Source organism: Fibrobacter sp., from assembly GCF_017551775.1.
Lineage (GTDB): Bacteria > Fibrobacterota > Fibrobacteria > Fibrobacterales > Fibrobacteraceae > Fibrobacter.
Map to the genome: position 1 here is coordinate 18,035 of NZ_JAFZKX010000093.1, position 19,170 is coordinate 37,204.

The 19,170-nt window shown below is 56.5% G+C and carries 12 protein-coding genes; 4 read left to right on the forward strand and 8 right to left on the reverse strand.

Translation table 11 applies throughout. The annotated features are described in order from the left end of the window. Nucleotides 1–213: 213 nt before the first annotated feature. The 7 genes from IK012_RS11280 to IK012_RS11310 form a co-directional block, all read right to left on the reverse strand. The gene (locus IK012_RS11280) at nucleotides 214–1,647 is read right to left on the reverse strand and encodes a hypothetical protein (RefSeq protein ID WP_290954539.1); all 1,434 of its coding nucleotides are present in this window, start codon (nucleotides 1,645–1,647) and stop codon (nucleotides 214–216) included. Beyond that, nucleotides 1,644–4,334 (reverse strand): TIGR02171 family protein, encoded by a 2,691-nt coding sequence (locus IK012_RS11285; protein WP_290954548.1) that lies wholly within the window; start codon nucleotides 4,332–4,334, stop codon nucleotides 1,644–1,646. The genes IK012_RS11280 and IK012_RS11285 overlap by 4 nt, the downstream gene beginning before the upstream one ends. A 58-nt stretch (nucleotides 4,335–4,392) precedes the next feature. Further along, on the reverse strand, nucleotides 4,393–5,139 hold the full coding sequence (locus IK012_RS11290) for a transglutaminase family protein (protein WP_290954551.1): 747 nt from the start codon (nucleotides 5,137–5,139) through the stop codon (nucleotides 4,393–4,395). Between the two features lie 16 nt (nucleotides 5,140–5,155). Further along, nucleotides 5,156–7,102, reverse strand: a complete 1,947-nt coding sequence (locus IK012_RS11295) for a hypothetical protein (RefSeq protein ID WP_290954555.1) — start codon at nucleotides 7,100–7,102, stop codon at nucleotides 5,156–5,158. A gap of 64 nt (nucleotides 7,103–7,166) precedes the next feature. Next, nucleotides 7,167–7,619 (reverse strand): hypothetical protein, encoded by a 453-nt coding sequence (locus IK012_RS11300; RefSeq protein WP_290954558.1) that lies wholly within the window; start codon nucleotides 7,617–7,619, stop codon nucleotides 7,167–7,169. Between the two features lie 9 nt (nucleotides 7,620–7,628). Then, nucleotides 7,629–8,963 (reverse strand): U32 family peptidase, encoded by a 1,335-nt coding sequence (locus tag IK012_RS11305; RefSeq protein ID WP_290954564.1) that lies wholly within the window; start codon nucleotides 8,961–8,963, stop codon nucleotides 7,629–7,631. Between the two features lie 60 nt (nucleotides 8,964–9,023). After that, entirely contained in the window at nucleotides 9,024–10,652 is a 1,629-nt protein-coding gene (locus IK012_RS11310; protein ID WP_290954567.1) for a hypothetical protein, read from the reverse strand. A gap of 203 nt (nucleotides 10,653–10,855) precedes the next feature. Between IK012_RS11310 and IK012_RS11315 the strand changes: the two genes are divergently transcribed. The 4 genes from IK012_RS11315 to rpsD all read left to right on the forward strand — a co-directional run bounded on the left by IK012_RS11315 (nucleotide 10,856) and on the right by rpsD (nucleotide 18,445). Further along, a complete protein-coding gene (locus tag IK012_RS11315; RefSeq protein ID WP_290954570.1) occupies nucleotides 10,856–12,625 on the forward strand; it encodes a carbohydrate-binding domain-containing protein in 1,770 nt (589 codons plus the stop codon). Nucleotides 12,626–12,907: 282 nt separating this feature from the next. Next, nucleotides 12,908–15,982: a glycosyl hydrolase family 28-related protein gene (locus tag IK012_RS11320; RefSeq protein WP_290954573.1), complete on the forward strand. Its 3,075-nt coding sequence runs from the start codon at nucleotides 12,908–12,910 to the stop codon at nucleotides 15,980–15,982. 21 nt (nucleotides 15,983–16,003) lie between these two features. After that, nucleotides 16,004–17,707, forward strand: coding sequence for a hypothetical protein (locus IK012_RS11325; RefSeq protein WP_173383088.1), 1,704 nt, complete (start codon nucleotides 16,004–16,006; stop codon nucleotides 17,705–17,707). A gap of 132 nt (nucleotides 17,708–17,839) precedes the next feature. Beyond that, complete coding sequence (gene rpsD / locus IK012_RS11330; RefSeq protein WP_173342840.1) at nucleotides 17,840–18,445, forward strand: 30S ribosomal protein S4; 606 nt, start codon at nucleotides 17,840–17,842, stop codon at nucleotides 18,443–18,445. Between the two features lie 51 nt (nucleotides 18,446–18,496). Here the strand turns inward: rpsD and IK012_RS11335 are convergent, their stop codons facing one another. Next, entirely contained in the window at nucleotides 18,497–19,123 is a 627-nt protein-coding gene (locus tag IK012_RS11335; protein ID WP_290954579.1) for a hypothetical protein, read from the reverse strand. Between the last annotated feature and the right edge of the window lie 47 nt (nucleotides 19,124–19,170).

The following is a 19,170-nucleotide window of genomic DNA, read 5'->3' on the forward strand; positions in this document are numbered from 1 at the left end:
GGGATTATAATCACGTAAGAATCAAATAATCTTCCCAATAAAAAACACAACATATCAACAGAAAAATTTTAAACCATCCCTTGACAGAACGGGTGGTGAACAAAAAAGCACGATTTTCGACAAAATCGGCCTTTTTGCGTCAATTTGGGGCATTTTTTGTCAACGGAGGCTTGTAACTCGTTGATATTACGAAAGTTATGTAAGGTTTAAATATTATTTTCTCGCGAAAACAATAAAGTTTCCATCAACATAGGCCACGGCCCATTTTGTGGATTCACGGAGGCCCTCCAGGAGGCTCTCCCAGCGGGCATAAAAACGCAGCGGAAAGACCGCCCGATCGATACCCAGGGAATCTGCATCGGAGAGAAACAGCACCGGCTCTTCGGAGTATCGCATGTACCGCTCGAAGAATTCCGCCGTCTTCAGGATGAAGCGCCCGTCTATATATATAGAATCCGCGGGGTTCACGAAGGCAAGGTACCCGCCGGCACGGTCATCGTTGAACAGCCGGCCCGGATGCGGGTGTTCCTTCATCCAGGCGGCAGCGGAGACGGGCACGCGCTGGTACGAGACCCAGGAATCGTAAGCGGAAACGGAACGCCCCCAAAAGCCGAGGAGGAAAGCGAGGATTACTATAGAACTTAGTTGGCAGAACTTTTTGAAACGTGGCAATTGCCCAAAGCAAGGCATGAAGACGGAAAGAAAAACGGGCAAGAAGAGCGCGAAGTTCCTTTCGGCCGAAAGCGCCATCACCGATGTTACAAACAAAGTAGCAAGCACTACAAAGTTTTCGCGACTGCGGACCAGCTTTACGACCGCATACGCCGCCCCGAAAACAGCGAGCGCAACCATCAGCGCGCTTGCAAGGACGTTCTCGCCGGCAAGGAGAATCGTAAACGGGCTCCGGTTCTCGGCGATGCCGCTCGCGAACGCCGCCGCCGAGGGAGAAATACCGAGCAGCCTGTCCAGAAGCCCGAACGGGTACAGGAAAATCGAGACGCCGTCCCCGTGCAAGAAGGGCATCGCGAACAGGAGCAAAACAAACAGAGTAGGGAAAGCCGCATCGGCAGCACGCACGCGCCCGGCCCGTTTCATGCGTTCCGCGACGACGGGCAGCACGCACAACGCCGCGAACAGCGGGCCCAGAATGTAGAGCCCCTGGAAACGGCACCACACCCACTGCAAGGCAAGTACCGCAAACGCAACCGCATAAACCTTCAGGTCGGCCCGGCGCTCAAGACGCGGGAGCAGCCACGGAAGCGCATTCCAGTACACCCCGAGAAACAGGAGCGAAAAGAGCACAGGGCGCATTTCGAACTGGAAGCGGAACACGAACAGGATAACAGCCGCAAGCGCGACCGGGAGCGGGTTGCGGAAAACGTCGATACGCCTCCCCCGCATAAAAAGCGCGAACACGCCGCCCCACATCACCGCCTTGAAAACAACAAGCAGGGGCGCGCCCCCGATGCAGTACACCGCGTACATCACCTGCTGGAAAAACTCATGGATATTCACCATGCCCGCACGCGACGGGCTCCAGGTCACCACCCACTCACGCGCACAGGCGAGATGCCACCAGATATCGGTATCCGTCAGGGGGAACAGCGCGAAAAGCAGCGCCAAGAGCGGGACCGCAATCCAATTCATTTAGAATCCAGTTTTACAAGCACGGAATCAAGCCGGACAGACAGCACCCTCGCACCGTAACGGTTGAGATGGTCATCGTTTTCCGCCATCGACGAGGTGTAATCGTGCTTGCCCATCTTGTTTTCATCTACTAGGTGGAAATTGTCGTACTTCTTTTCCAGCGCGGATATCTTCGCGATAAGTTCCGGAGCCTCGCTGCGCGCAATTCCATAGCGGCCGAACGCTCCCGTCTTCCTATAATTGGGATTCTGCGGGAAAATAACCCCAATGACTTTGACACCGTGTTCGCCGGCAAGTTTCACCATATCTTCTAGGATATCCACGTTGGCGTCAAAGCGATCTGGGAGGTAATGGTTCCACAAACTGTCCTGCAAGATAGTAGGCTTCTCCAGCCAGCCCGGACCCGACGACACCATGAGCCCGCGGTGATACATAATCCGGTCCGCCTCCTCGCTCCCGACTGCTGCCCTGGTGTATTCCAGTATCCGCGCATCACGATCGTCCTTCCAGTAATTATGATTTTCGTCATAGACGAATCCCGGATAGAATTTATACCTGTCGTAGAAGAAATTATCGGAAGTTGAATCCTTCCACCAGAAATCGATATCCAGGGAAACGATGATATAGCGCAGCCTGTCCACATTGCCAAGGACATAGCGTTCGAAAAGCGCACGGGAAACAGCCATGGAATTCGGAGTCTGTGCCAAGTTCACCGCAAAGTAATGCTTCAAGGCAACCGGGTCCACCGCCGCCAGCGGGCGCGAGGAACCGAGAATCACCACGTCGGCCGTATCGCGGTACTGCCACAACAGTTCAAGCTTATAACGGTAAAGGGACATCTCCATGCTACCGCCGGCGAACATGTAGGCACCCGCACTATCCTGCACCAAGGTATCCTTTCCCGCGAGCACAGGCTTCTCGCCAATCCACAAATCCGGATACGTGACGTCGTTCCCTTCCACAAGTTCCGTAATCGACGAATCCTTCAAATTGACCGTAACAATCTTGCCGTGCGCCCCGTTCTTGTCCACAAGCGTCGCAACCACGACATCCTCGTTCGAAGTCCATTCCGTATGGTCAAACGTGTACGACGCCGGCGACGGCACGCCCTGTACAAGATTCCCGAGGCTATCGGCCACAAGGAGCATTTCGTGCGTCCCGTATTGCTTCCCGGTGAAGTCCCTACCGGTCCGTCCACCGAAATCCAGGAACAGCGTGCGCTTGCTCCCATCCTGAGCCAGGCTCGCATTGCACGCCTGTTCGCCGCCGTACCACAATTCTTCTTCGGATTCCTCGAGCAGAGTCTTTCCTTCCTTCGCGCGTTTTGCACGCAGCAGGCGCGCACCGGTAACGGCCAGGCGCCAGTCCTCGCTGATTCCGCCATGATAGGCGCCGCCGAAAAGTTTCGAATCTTCCCTGAAGGCCGCATTTCCAAAAACGACCTGCCAGGTCGAGGCCGCATGGAAAGCAGCATCGTCCTTGTTGTTCCCAGAATAATCCACGAAAACGACCACCGTATCGCCGCTATCCAGCACGCGCCAACGGGGAATCGCTCCCGAAAAACCCCTGAGCCTCTTCACGACCCCGCTAGCGATATCCAAGGAGCGGACAAAAATCGTCGACTTGTCCGAAGAAACGCCTTCCGGCACGGTCGAGAAAGCCACATACCTGCCATCGGGAGATATGGCCGGATGGTAGACTTCCATGGTATCGACAATCTCGTGCACCACCGGATCCCCGCCGATAAAATTGACAAACATGAGATTGCCCGAAGCTTCGTTCCTGAAAACAAGCTTCGCTTCCATGGTACCGAAAATCGAGCGAAACTCTTCGGAGGTTATCAGCACCTTCACGTCGTCGTGAACGATATAGCCCCTATAGTCCGTCATGACCGGATTCGGAATGGCGCCGTACGCGATACGGAACCCGATATAGTCCATCCTCAAGTCAGCCGTCACAGGATACACATCGCTCCTGTCGTACACGTGGACATCTGCGGAATCGTCCCTGAAGGAGCCGCCCTTCAAAATTCTCGTATTGAGGAATCCGCCACCGAAAATCCCCACATAATTTTCCAGGGTCGTATCCCTGTAACCGCCGAGCCAGTCGTTCACCCATTCCTTGACACCGCCGGCAAAATCGCAGGGGACCGTCGGCTTCTCGCCACACGCCTTTTTCCAGTTGTTCTCCGCGACCAGCGTCCATTCCGCCTCGGTCGGCAACCTGAACGCGTCGACATCGAACCGGGTAGAAAAATCGAGCATCGAGACGCAGTGCCCATCGTCATCAATCACAGCCTTCGTATAAGTATACACCGTATCCAACCCGTGCTTTTTGCTCAAGGCGTTCGCATACAGGACCGCATCGAAAAAAGTCACGTTCGAGACCGGCTGGTTCTTCAGCTCGGAATCGAAATGGATTCCACGAACCTTCCCGTATTCACCGAAGGTGACTTCACGCTTGCCGATGTAGAAGTCATACGAAAATTCCACGCGCATGGAAGGCTTCACCGTAGGCAAGGCCTCAACATCATTCGTCCCGAGATTCACGCTCTTGTCCGATGCGTGAACAAGAACCATTCCGTCGTCAAGGGAAAAAGGCTCGTAGTTGTTGAGAGAGTTGACCGATTCCGAATTAGAGCATCCAGCAATCAAAGCAAGGACAATCAAAAGAAAGATTCGCACCATTGAGGTAAATCTAAAAAAATTGAATGTCCTGCGCCAGTGGGCATTGCCCGCGAAGCCATCACAAATGGTCGGGAAGCCGACTTTTCGCAATTTCACGATTCACGCCGATTCCCGGATAAGCCGGAAAAAGGTCATCAGCGAGCCTGTACCAGCGAAGGGCGCGGCTCACATCGGAATCCAGGTAGAGATTCCCGATATCGAAAGCGGCAAGGCCGGCAAGTTCACGAGCGCCGAGCGGCTTGAATTCGAGACCGCTCCAATTGCCGTCGCGGTATTTTTCGCGGTATTCGTCATCGGTATAGGAATAGCCACGCCTGTTGGGCTCCAGGTTTACGGGAGGCTTGCCAGCGGGAGCGTACCGCAAAAATACATGTCCGGGCAAGAGTATCGCCTGCAGCGGAATTTGCCGGGCTTCGGCTGCCATCATCGCAAGCCAGGCAAGCCCGAGGCAGCCGGAGCGGCGCGTTTCGAGAACGCGCAGCGGGAGTACCGCGTCGTGTGCCACGGCGCCCTCTCCCGCCCCGGCAAATTCGATATTCCAGAATTCCCACAGGAGCGACTTCAGCGAGCCGAGGGTATCGTGCGTTACAGACAAACTGCTGTCATAAAAAGCGAGTCCCTCGCGCCACGCGGGTACCGAATCGACACACCACGGGTCCCGTTCCTCGAAGGTACACGCCATTTCCGCATACGTCACGTCTTCGGGTCGCACCGTCCACAGGAGCAGCGCGAGCGAAGCCGAAAGCAGCAACAGGAAAATCGGCCAAAAATACCGCGAGAACAGGGAATGGAGTCGGGCGAACATCCTATCTCGTCGAGTCTTATTTCAGGGCGTCCCATTCCATCGGGGATTGCCAGAAGTCACGAGCGGTCATCATGTAAATGACGAGCCTCTTGCTCTGCATATCCTTCTTCATCTTCATCATGCGGTGGTAAACACCGGGGCCGCCGCCCCAGCTGGTAAGCACCTGCACGTCGAGCCCAGTCGCGAACGCGAGCAGGGAACCCGGCCCGCCGCTCTTCTGGTCGACCGATTCGAACACGCCCGTGAACGAATCGCCCATCAAGAGGATAGGCGCATTCTTGCCGCCCTTGTAGGGTTCAGCGCCCTTGAGAATCTTCATCACGGGCAGCGTATCCGCCGGATACTTCGATTTTTCCGCATCGGGCAGGTGCGCCACCAGGTCGCCTTCGCGCAGTGTCGTCGTTTCCTGCATGTTGAGAGAACCCGGCTTCGCTCCGGCATCGGCATACCAGGCATACTGCGTCACGCGGGATGCCAGCTGTTCCATGGCGGCAAGCATTCCGGGGAGAGCCCAGTGCGTATCGTAGCGCTGGTAGCTAAAGCGCGGCGGTTCATCGCCAGCCTTGGCCGCCATGAGCGACGGGTAGATATCGAGCACGTCGAGGCCCGCGGCAAGCATCTCGCGGGTGAATTCGCGACCCGCGGGATTCACGCAGAGGTCGGCGGGCGTCCCAGCCACAAGGCGTTCCGCGTAGATTTCTTCCTTCACGGGCACGGGAACCACAAGCAACTGCACTCCGATAGAATCCAGGTAGTTCTTGAGTTCCAGCAGGCGCGGGAGCGGGTTGTGCAGGCTATCCTGCCCCGTTATCTTGTCAGCAAGCAGGTAGTTCGCATTGCGGCGGAACCAGAGGAACGTTTCCGCAGAAGATGCACCCGAAGTCGCCCAGGCGTTCTGTTCCTTCGGGAGTTTTGCAAGTGTCTGCGCAAGCGCCGTCTTGAACTTTTCCGTTTCCGCATTCACGGGGCAGCTGCCTTCCAGCGAAGCGAGCGTCTGCAGCCTGAAAGAGGAATCCGTATCAAGCACGCGATTCACCGGTACCACCTCGCCAGCAGCCGCCAGGGAATCGGCGACAGCCTTCGCGCGAATCTGCTCTTCGGTCAGGCGGAACGCGGGCACTTCGAAAGCGACCCACATGGCCTTCCCCATCGGGTTTCCGCGCATTACGGCGAACGGCTGGTTCATGGAACCCGCAGGCCAGAAATCGCCCGGCGTATGCTGTTCCAAATCGGTATTGAGCGTCGGGTACCAATAAGACGAAAGCGTGCGCGCCCAGTTCATGGCGTCATCCGCATTCATTTCCGCCGTCAGGTAGTAATTGAGAACCTCGGCGGTCTCCCCATGCGATACAAACTTCAACTTTCCGTAGAAAGCGCTACGTCCCGTCCAGGGAGCAGGCGTAACTTCGGCCCACCACTCCACGGAACCATCGCTCATCGGCACGCCCCAGAGGCGGCTCACCGTCTGGAAAGCGCGGAACACATCGGGCTCATCCCACTTGACGGCCTCAACCGCATTGAGGACCTGCGAAAGCGAATCATTACCCGTCTGCGCGTAGAGAATCTTGGAAAGCGGTTCCCACGCCACGGGCGCCGCGGTCTGCGCAATCGCAGGCACAGAACCAGAAACGGAATCGAGCATCGGGAACGGATAATCCGCAATCTTTGCGCCCGCCATCTTGCCCGTGTAATTTTCGGGCTTTTCGTCCTTGCCGGCAAGGCGAATCGGGTTTGCGAAATAGGCGGCGAAATCGAGCGCTGCAAGAGTCGGCTTCGCGACAACACGCACCTGACGGTCCGCGTCGATAATTTTTATTTCGAACGCAGTAGCTGCGGGATCCTGGCCAGGAACCACCACGGCAGCGGATTGCGCGGGAGCATCGCCCTGATTTGCCGGTGCAGAAGCGCAAGCACTCAGCCCGAAAGAAATCGCGACGGCACAAAGCCCATAGATAAACTTCATAAAAAAATCCACCAGAAAAATGTTTCTGGTGGAAATATAACTTTAAATTCAGCGCGACAGGATTTTAAGATGCGTTCTGGGAATTGTCGTGATTCGAATCCCTTGTTTTTAGCGTTTCTATGCGGTGATTCAGCAATTCAGTCACCTGCGGAATCAGCGAATCCTTGATGCGTTCGAGGTACAGGCACTGCAACTGAATCATGCGGTCGCGATGGCGCCCGGCGTGCTCCTGAATCCAGTTGCTCACGGCCGCCTGCCTGTTTTCGAGTTGGCTGCGCAATGTCTGTTGTATAAACGTTCGCTGTACTTCCATATAACGGTGCATATTAAAAGGAAGACGGTATGTGCGAATAAACTGCTTTAAAAGCTCCAGAAGCGAGAGGTTTGCGTCTTTATGGGCATCAACGAACTTCTTCAAATCGTCCAAATGATCCCTGAAAAAAGGCACTATAGCCGCATCGTCAATCTGGTAAAGTTCAAGCTCGTCTTGCTTTTTTGTTGCTTCATCAACAGCCATGCTACAAATCTACGTATTTGCAGCATTTTTTGCAGTGATGTTTTTTACAAAGAAGCCAAATTCCATATTTTCTGTGTTTTTAAACACATCACCTTGCACAATGACTCTACCCTCTGTGCCGGGGTTCAATTTGTCTGCAGCCGCGCCACGAAAATCGAGAAGTCCAGACACCTCGCAAGGCACCATTCCCGAAGGCGTCATCAGTTCGAGAGAGTCATCCATCGTGAAGGGATTTTTCACGTTCACGCGGAAAGAATTCGATGCGGAATCGTAGCCTAGAATCTGCGCGGCGACGCACCCGCCCTGCGCTGCGACGTGCGTAGACTCGTAGTTCTGCGGCAAGGGACCTTTGAGGAAGCCCGGCATAAACCCACGGCCATCCACAAACTCAATAGCACGGCGCGACTCCTGCGGAACAAGTTCCGGCGAGCACTCCGCACCCGATTCAAGCGCATGCACTGTTGCATCAATCGTCATACGGTAGGCACGCACTACCTGACTGAGGTAGTACACCGAACGTGTGCGGCCCTCTATCTTGAACGAATCCAAGCCGCCTTGTACAAGCGAAGGAACGACATCGAGCGCGCACAGATCGCGGCTGCTCATGAAGTACGTGCCCCAGGTATCTTCGTCCAGAGCGACCGGCGGAAGTTCGGGACGGTCGGTACGCTGGAGAGTAAATTCACCTTCGTGTTCGCGGTAGTCATCGGCCTGCGGACCGGAATTCGCATAGAGCCTGTAAGGCATGCGGCAGCTGTTATCGCACGCGCCCTGGTTGGCATCGCGGTGCGTGACCCAGTTGCTCAACATACAACGTCCAGACATAGCCATACAAACGGCACCGTGAACGAACACCTCCAGTTCCAGTCCGGGCAGTTTTTCCTTTATCTCTAAAATTTCCGACAAACGAAGTTCGCGGCTCAATATGATGCGACGCACTCCCAAATCGTACCAGAATTTTGCGGCAAGGTAATTCGTGGTATTAGCTTGTACGGAAAGGTGTATTTCCACATCGGGGCGTTCCTTCCTAAGCCAGCCCACAAAACCCGGGTCTGCGACAATCAGTGCATCGGGCTTGAGTTCAATCGCCTGCAGCAGAGCCTTCTGGAAGGCCTCCACCTTCACGTTGCGGGGAATCACGTTGCTCGTGAGATAAAACTTCTTCCCGAGGGAGCGCGCGTATGCGATACCTTCGGCAAGGTCGTCCAGGTTCTTGAACCCGTTTTCGCGCGAACGCAGGCTGAACGCGGGCTGCCCCGCATATACAGCGTCCGCACCGTAGGCGTACGCATACTTCATGCGGGTCAAGTCACCCGCCGGCGCTAAAAGTTCTGGCTTCTTCATTCTCTATACAAATTCTAGTAACTAGTAACTATTAACTAAGAACTGCGGCGAAGCCGCTTCCTACCACTTGAATCCGGCGCGGAGATACGCCTTGCGGTCGTCAATGAAGGTAATCTCGCCCATGAAGCTCACGTACTGCCCTTCGTAGCTGATCGCGGGCGTAAGCGAGTACTGCATCTTCGCTCCGTCAAGGAACTTCTTGGGAGTCTTCATGTGGTTACGGCGCGGAGTCGTGTCGTTCACGGCGCTACCGTAATCCGTTCCCTTCCAGAACCAGGTATTGCGAAGAGACGCAAAGATGTGCTTGTCCAGGCGCGCATACACGTTCCAGTCAATCGTCTGGCTGTTGGGGCCGCCCTGGTTCCCGAGCGGGTAACCGAGATGCGCGATCTGCGCCGTGTTCTTCTCGAAATGCGAATACACGTAGGGTTCGACGCGGGCGTATTCAGCAAGCGTTCCCACTTCGAGCAGGTGTCCCTTCAAATAGAAGTTGTGACCCGCCTGGAAACCCGCCATCCAAGCCCACTTGGCTTCGATGTTGTCGTTCTTTATGAGACTGATCGGAGATTCCATATCGTCGAGGAAAAATTCAGTATAAATTCTCGCCGTGTTGAACAGGCGGTAGTTGAAGTCAAACGCGAGAGAACCGTTGTTGGTATTTTCGCTGTAGTTTCCCTTTTCCATGAACAGCGGGACCGTCGGCACAAAAAGCCAAGGCTTCAGGTTATCGTAAAGCACCGTGAGTTCGCTGATGCCGAACGTTCCGTTCCCAATCGCAAGTTCATAGCGATGGCCGAACACGTTGCGTTCTTCCTTGTTATCCATGCTCATGCTGTTGTTGACAATTCGCAAGTCGCCATAGAAGCTGAAAACGCGGAGCGGTCCGAACTGCAAGTCCACAGAAAGCATGTTGTACGGAAGCGCGAACTGGTTCAAAGACAAGTTGTTGTAGTAGCCCGGGCCCCAGTGGAGCACATCGCGAGCGAGGTCAACGCGAATCCAGTCGTAGTTGAACGCGAAATGCGTACGGTAGCGCGCGTAGCTCGTATATTCCACGCCGGAATTATTTTCTTCTTTCTGCACTTCCAAAAATTCGTGGTCCCACGACCTCGACTTTTTCGCGGAGTGCCCTTCATCGTAAATGCGGGCGTCGAGCACGAACTCGAGCGAATCCGCATAGCCGCGCAGGTAGATACCGCCATCGATACCCGGCCAAATGGTATCGCCAAGATTCTCGCCTCTGCGGTTGTCTATGTCGTTGATATATTCCCCGCCACGGTAATCGATACCGCCGACAATGCTCGTCGCAATCGCGAACTTCGGGAGTTGCCCCGCACGAAGGGCTTCGAGATTCTTGACGCAGGAAGTATCTCCCTCATGGCACTGCAGCTCAAGCCCGTGCCCGGAAATCGCTCCTCCCCGCAGGTTGTCGTAATAGAGCAGCGCCTTTCCCTCGGTATTCACGAAGCGCTTGATAAACGTGGTATCGCGCCGCGGGTAGGTAAAGAACTGACGCTCGTCTCCCACAGTCTGCCTGTGGTATTCGAAGAGCATCGGGGCAGTCTCGAGCGTGCGCAGGCCACGGGCGCGTTCGGTCCCGATAACCGGAGATGCGGCAAACGCCTGCAAGGGAATCAGCGACAGGAATGCCGCCGCGAAAAAAAGCGTACGTGATTTTTCAAGAATCATAAACACAATTTAGCTTTTTCATCCGTTGTCATTTTTTCAACAAGATTGTTTTCGGCCACTTTCGTCCCAAACGGAACCAAAGCCCCCGATTTCCCGAAATTTTTTTTTTAAAAGATTCACAAAACAGCCAAAAAACGCCATCAAATCTAAATATCTTTTTCACATAAGCCCCACGGGGTTTCATTTGGTCTAAGGATGTTATCATGAAAACAAGAACTCAAAAGTGCTTGGCGATTATCTCCGCATTCGCATTCGCACTCACCGCCTGTTCCGACGAACCATCGGGCGTGCAGGCAAGCGAAAACAGCGAGACAGATAAGCCGCTCCAAGAAGAATCCTCAAAGAAGATGTGCCTCTCCGAAGAGTACACGGGCCACTACGCCGAAGACGGCGAAACGATCCTGTGTTTCGATGCGACAGGCGATCTCATTTTCTGGATAGATGCAGACGGAATTATCGGCCTACCGAATTCCAGTTCGGGAACATCTCCCAACGAGAATCCCATGGCGCAGTCTTCCGCCGGTAACGGCACCGACACGGGCTCGTCACTTGCCGGCAGCTCCTCGTCGAGCATGGTTTCGCCGGCCAGCAGCGCCACCACAAGCGCAACAAACAAGGCTTCCGACGGCAACGCTCCCGCCATCACGTACACGGCCTCCGGCGCGACCATCACGAAGAACAACGGCTGCGTCGAAGTGAACGGCGGCGAGGTCGTCATCACCTGCGCGGGCGAATACGACTTCAGCGGAACCTACACGGGCAGCGACGCGCAAATCCGCGTGTACTCCCCCAAGAGCGATAGCGGGGTCTACCTGAACCTGCGCGGGCTTGCGCTCACCAACAACGCAGACGCCCCCATCTACGTGCAGATGGCAAGCAAGGTTTTCGTCGTCGCAAAAAGCGGCACCGAAAACACCTTCACCGACGCGAGCACCCGCGCCAAGACGCATAGCTACGTGAACGCGAACGGCGAAACGAAAACCGACACCACGGGCGCCTGCATCTACGCGAAAGACGACCTCACCATCAAAGGCGAAGGCACCCTCACCGTGAAGGGCAACTACAACAACGGCATCCATTCCAGCAACGACCTGCGTTTCCGCGGCGAGACCATCGTGAACGTTTCCGCGAAAAACCACGGCCTCAAGGGCAAGGAACTTGTCGACATCGAGAAGGGCAACATCACCATCAACGCGACCAGCGGCGACGGCATCCACAGCGACATGAACGTAGTCCTGACCGGCGGCAACGTCAAGGTCAATGCGGGCGACGACGGCATCCACGCCGACTCCGCGCTCCACCTGGCCGGCTCCACCGTGAACGTCGAGAAGGCGGGCGAAGGCATGGAAGCGTTCTACATCTTCGCGGAAGGCGGCGTCACCGCGACCTACGGCACCGACGACGGCTGGAACGCAGCGGGCGGTTCTGCCGACGGTTCCACCAGCACGGGCGGCAGCCAAGGCGGCTGGGGCATGGGCATGGGCGGCATGCAGAGCAGTTCCAAGGGCTATATCGTCATCACCGGCGGCCACCACTACATCAGCGCCTCGGGCAACGACATCGACGTACTCGACGCGAACGGCACGGCAAAGCAGAGCGGCGGCGTGGTCATCCTCGAGATTCCCAGCAGCGGCAGCGGCATGGGCGGCATGGGCGGAGGAAGGCCCGGCAGCGGCAGCAGCAGCGGATGCTCCACCAACATGGCCGGTGGCCTCATCGACACCGACAACGGGTTCACCATCACGGGCGGGGTGCTGCTCGGATTCGGGAACCAGACCGAGGAATACCCGAACTGCGGGAAGGTCTCGTACACGGCGGGCACGGCCTACGGAAGCGACGACGCTGCGTTCAGCCCCAAGGGTTCGGGCAGCATGATCGTCTACGGCGGCTCCGTAACCTCCGTCGGGGAAGTGAACACTAGCGGCATGCAGGTGCTGGAATTCCCCAACGGGCTCAAGTATTATTACAAATAAACGGGAAATAAGGCCAAAAACGCAAAAGTGAGCCCCGTCACACGGCAAAAATATTTTTGCAAACAACCTTACCAATCCCGAAATTATTTGCTATTGTTGTAAGTACTCCAAACCAACCCCAAAAGCCAGGCAGCGAAAGTGTACACACTTGCATTGCCTGGCTCCTTTTTTTTAGTTAGTGTGATATTTCAACCAATAAACCGGTTATTTCTATATAAAGCAGTCCCACATACGTAAAAAAAAGGTAATTTAAATGCGTATGGTACCCCGAACGAGGTTTCAATGGTTTCTTTGCGCTCTTTTGTAACAATAGTCTGCTCGACCGCCCTGTTTGCCTACGCCCAGGTGGAATTCCCCATGGGTTCCGAAGTCGTCAACGTGAAGGAAGAACCCTACAACGCCAAGGGTGACGGAAAAACCGACGATACCGAGGCCATCCAGAAGGCCCTGAGCGACCACCCGGACGGCGACTTCATCATCTACCTCCCGCACGGCATCTACAAGATTACCTCGGCCATCCAGTGGCCTTCCGCGAACAAGCCCGACAAGGATTACCGGCGCACCATCCTCCAGGGCCAAAGCATGGGCGGTACCATCATCGCCCTCCAGGACGACGTCCCCGGATTCGAGAACCCGGATTTCCCGCAGGCGATCATCTACACGGGTGACGGCCCGAACCCGAGACAGAGGAACTCCATCCGCGACCTCACGCTCCGTACCGGCAAGAAGAACCCCGGCGCCATCGGTATCCGCTTCAACGCCTCCGTGCAGGGCACCATCAACAACGTGAAAGTTTCTTCGGGCGACAGCTCGGGCGTCTACGGTATCGACCTGGGCTTCACCGACAACATCGGCCCGCTGCTCCTCAAGAACGTGGAAATCGACGGCTTCGGCGTGGGCATCTACGCCGGCGGAAAGACGAACAGCCTGACCCTGGAGCACGTGACCCTCGGCGGGCAGAAGAAATTCGGCATCGACAACGACGGCCAGATGCTCTCCATCCGCGCGCTGCGCTTCAAGGGCGGCGCCACCGCGGTCTACAACCACGGGCAAGACGCTTCGATGGTCCTCGTGGACGGTACCCTCGAATACGACCCGGGCAAGAAGGGCTCCAAGCCGGTCACCGCAATCGTGAACGAGGGCCAGCTGTTCGCGCGCTCCGTCGTGGTGAGCAAGTTCAAGTCCAAGATCAAGAGCACCAAGAAGGCCTACAACGAATCGGTATCCAACACCGAAATCGTCGAGTTCGCCACGCAGCAGAACCTCCAGCTCTGCCACAGCCCCAAGAATTCCATGAGGCTCTCCGTCACCGAGACCCCGAACAACCCCGAGCAGAAGTCCATGTACTGGACCTCCATCACCGGTGAATACGGCGGCAAGGCCAACGACGGCTCCGACGACTCCAAGGCAATCCAGGACGCCATCGACGACGGCGCCGAAACGATATTCTTCCCGCCGGGAGGCCGCTGGACCATCAACCGCGACATCTACTTGCGCAACCGCATCCACAGGCTCATCGGTACCGAAGGCAAAATCGACGGCAAGGGCAAGTTCATCATCGAGGACGGCGCATTCGTCGACCTCACCATCGAAAGGTTCTCCACGTTCGCAAGCGGCATCACGAACCGCTCCAAGCGCGCGCTCATCCTCAAGAACATGTACCTCAAGTCCTACGAGTCCGACGACTTCGCCACGGGCGACATCTTCATGGAAGACGTTTCCGTCGGTACCATACGGACAAACCAGCAGCGCCTGTGGGGCCGCCAGATTACCATGGTCGGCGACACCAAGGGCCCGAAGATTTCCAACAACGGCGGTTCCATCTGGATTCTCGGCCTCACCGCCAAAGACGGCAACACCGTCCTCCACAACTTCAACAAGGGCTCGGCCGAACTCCTGGGCGTGAACGTCATCGCAAGCGACAAGGCGAAGAACAACCCGATGTTCATCAACGACAACTCGAACATCTCCATCGTCGGCCTCAAGGAGACGCTCACCCGCGGCAACCCCTACGCCAAGGTCGTCGAGGAATCCCGCCAGGGTTCGAAGGTCTACGCCCTCAAGAATACGGAACTCCCCCACAACGAGACGGGCGGATCCATGATGGCGCTCTATACGGGATACGCCCCCAAGCAGGGCCAGAACGAACCGCCCAAGGCCAGCGTCACGAGGGAAAACATCCTGGTCCAGCCCAACAAGCTCCACCTTGTCGGAAACGTGGAAGACGACGGCCGCGGCGACGGCCTCTGCCGCGTCCCCGTAGTCTGGAAGAAGGGCGCGGGCCCCGGTAAGGTCACCTTCTCCGATTCGCTCGAATACGAAACCGACGTGACGTTCACCGCGAGCGGGCGCTACAACGTGCTGTTCAAGGCGAACGACGGCTACACCGAAGGCACCGACACCGGCAGGGTCTACGTGTTCGACAAGCGCTACACCACGCTCGACCACAGCGGTGACAACATCCCGAGCGGCCGCGGCATGGACGCCTGGATCTCGCAGTTCGATAACTACACGCCGCACAGCACCGACGAGAACCTGCGCATCGCCCACGACAAGAACGACGCCGGAAAGATTTACCTCAAGTTCGACCTGTCCGCACTCCCGGGCCCGCTCTTCGACGCCGCCCTCAAGCTCGACTTCGATGCGGACTCCATCAAGAAGCCCGTGCAGCTCAACATCTTCGGCCTGAAGGAATCCGCGAAAGACGCGACCTTCGGCGAAGACAAGCTGGGCATCGACTGGAAGAGCGACGAACTCACGTGGGAAAACGCGCCGGCCAACCTCGACCAGCCCGGCGGCCAGTTCAATATCCGCAAGAACTCCGGCGGCGGCATCGACACCAAGTACGCCGACTTCCTCGGAATTATCACCATCAACCCGAAGGCCCCGCTCGGCGCCTTCCTGCGCACCCCCACGCTCACTGAATTCTTCAAACGCAAGCACGCCTCCGGCCTCTACACGCTCATCCTCACCGCGGTCGAACCCGGCGAGACCTTCATCAAGTCCAGGAACGCGGGCAGGAACTCGGCGCCTGCGCTCTACGTCGGGTACTACGACAACTCCCGTTCCGTGGGCGGCGAGGCGATGGACGGCGGCTACACGCTCTCGAAGGTGAACATCGACATCGTGAACCTAGACTGCAACTTCGACCTCACCGTCGGCTACCCGCAGTTCGTGCAGATCGAAATCATAAACGAGTCGGGCAAGCGCATGCTCACGGTCGCCGCCCGCGAACTCGCCGGCGAAAAGAAGACCAACTTCAAGTTCAAGGCGAAGGCGTTCCCCACTGGCAAGTACACTCTCAAGATCATCGGCGAGGCATTCACCGCCGAACAGAAATTCTTCATCCTCAACTAACGCAATCTGACCGGTACGAACATGAACAAACTCCTTTCTGCATTACTCATTCCGGCAGCGCTCTTCGTAGCCTGTAGCGAACAGACTCACACGAACACCTCGTCCGTCACCGACGGCAACGAAAGCTTCGCAGAAGAGTCGTTCAGTTCCAGTTCCTCGCTCACCACGAGGCTCGACATCGATTACCGCGACACGCTCGTCTCGGGCGACACGATGAACTTCTACATGGAGTTCGCCTCCTGGGATACCATCACCGTCGAGAGGGACACGAGCGACGAGGATTCGAAGGATTCCACCTACGTGCAGAAAATCTGCCACGACGACATCCTCTGCCTCGACAGCGCCAACACGACCGTTTCGCTGTTCCTGGGCGACTTCCCCAAGGGCACGCGCATCTCCGTGCTAGCCGCGACTAGCGACATGGAGAACGACACCATCCGCATCCGCGGCGAGAAGAGCGGCAACCTCCGCACGCTCATGCCCGTGTACGATACCAAAAAGAAGGATTCCGTCTATAGCGACTACATGATTCCGGGCTCCGGCGCCGACATGATCCCCAACAGTTTCATCGCGTTCAACGACGACTTCTACTACCTCGAACTCGCCGCGAAATTCGACACCTCGGCGCACCTGCGCATCAAGGCTGACGTCGACACCGGCTTCTACAACTATACGGGCGATTCCGCGCAAGTAGACATCGACCTGCGCGACACCGTGCGCGGCATCCTCGTCATCGGCGAGGCCCCGAAGAAAATCGACGTGAAGTTCAAGGTGGAAACCGGCTTCAGCGTGAACCTCTCCGTGCAGGGCTACAGCATCAACAAGTTCGAAATCCTCGACCAGGACGAGCACGTCTACAGCCCCGACGCCGACACGCTCGACACCCTGCTCGTCACCAACTCCAACACCGAATGGACGCTCTCGCTTTACCCGAGCAACGTCGTGAGCTTCGTTTCCGGGCCCTTCGCGACCTTCGAGGCCGCCACCCGCTTCCGCAGGCTGAACCAGGGCGAATACCTCGCCAAGCCCGACTCCATCATCTACCCCGGCGACACGCTCACCGTGGTGCGCCCCGCGAACGACTCCACCAAGTACTACCTGCGGCAAGACCACTACGTGTGGCTCGCCGACCTCAAGAAGGGCGACTCCCTGGTCGTGTACCACGAGATGGCGGGCTACTGCAAGTACCAGGAATGCAAGGGCACCCCGCGCGCCTCCTACTGGCTCATCAACGACAAGGGCGACTCCGTAGGCACCATCAGCAGCCTCGAGCACAGCTACAAGGCCAAGAAGGACGGCCCCGTCTACCTGCGCTACCTGCAGCTCAATTCCAAGGCCTTGACCGACTCGAACCTCACCCTCAGGACGTTCATCCAGAGGCCCGGGTCGCTCGACTCCCTCAAGTTCTACAACGAAGCCAAGGACGAGACCTACACCACCAAGCGCGTGAAGGCCGGCGACACCGTGAAGCTCTCGGAATTCGCCTTCCAGACAGTCCCCTACAAGACGAGTTCCAACGTCAAGTGGTTCGTCCCCTGCGAAGACCTGACCATCATCGGTACCGCGTCTTACCTGAGCCAGATCGAGAACTGCAAGGGCGAACAGGAGATATCCTCGTTCTACCTCATCGCGCAGGATGACGCCACCGACAAGGACGCGCGCCTCATCGCGCAGAGCATGGCCGACCCCCTCATGAGGGACACCTTGACCATAAATGTGCGCTAATCTGCCCCGAAAAGCGGCAAAAGCCTTGAAATCCGCCCCAGAATTGCTATTTTTGGGGCCTAATCTTGCAAGTCGCGCCAAGCTCTGCCAATTTGCAAGCTGAACCAAAGAGCTTCCTCAAAGAGGTATAATATGTCCTCCTTCCGTGGACCGAAAGGCAAGGTCGCCCGCTCCCTGGGCATTGCCGTTTCTCAGAAGACTCAGAAGGCGCTCGACCGCCGCAACTTCGCTCCTGGCCAGCATGGTCAGAACCGCAAGAAGTCTGCTTCCGTTTACAAGCAGCAGTTGGTCGAAAAGCAGCGTCTCCGTTTCACCTACAACATCTCCGAAGCGCAGCTCGCCAAGGCTTACAAGGAAGCTAACCGCCGCGAAGGTTCTGCCGGTGACAACCTGATGATTCTTCTTGAAACCCGTCTCGACGCTCTCGTCTACCGCATGGGTTTCGCCCGTACAATCTTCGCTGCCCGTCAGTACGTCACGCACGGCCACTTCACCGTGAACGGCGTCCGTAGCTTCTCTCCGGCCCGCCAGATCAAGGCCGGCGACGTGATCGCTATCCGCGAGCAGTCCAAGGAACACGTCCAGATCAAGGAAGCCGCTGCCAACGCTCCGGCCGCTCCTGAATACCTGTCTGTCGACACGAACAAGATCGAAGGCACGCTCGTGAAGCTCCCGCTCCGCGAACAGATCCCGGTCCAGCTCGAAGAACAGCTCGTCGTGGAATACTACTCCAGGTAATTCGAGATCAAACGCAAGTTTGGAAACACCCTGCTCCGGCAGGGTGTTTTTTTATCGTTTTTCTTCAAGGTCTATAACGTGCTCCAACGGGTGCAAGCCCCTGGCGGCAATCCAATAGTCGCAAGCTTCCTTGATATCCATATGTTTAGCGAAGCTCTCCCCGTCAATGCACTTGTAACCGCCCGTGAAGATGTACGTTATGACGGGACCGGAGCATTCCACCTTGCTCTTGTTCAAATCGTATTTGTAGCTCTTGCACAGTTCCTCCAGTTTCGCCTTGTCGCACCTGGGATGGCGCTCGCGTATTGTCGCTAGGCCATCACTCATGATCATCTCGAACTCGCCCGGATGGCGATATGTGACCCTTATCCGAACGGTGTCGTTGTAAATCTTGAGCTCGCAATTTGCCCGGAAGCCCTTGTAGCACAACAGCGTGTCGTTGGCGTTCGTCACTGCATAATCAAGACTTACCTGGAACCTCTGCCATTGCTCAAGCTCTTCTTGCACCAGGCATCCCTTCGATGTCCGCTCCGGAGCCTGCTCCGAAGTTTGCTCCGCACTGGAACTGCTTTCCGCATTCGGGTCCCGAATAAACAGTATCTGCGGAAACTCCCCCACGCCACCGCGTGCAGAAGAAATCTCAAACACAATCAAGAGCAATGCGACATGGAACTTCATAAGGCTATTGATGAATATAAAAAAACTTTGTTGCAAACTAGGGGCGT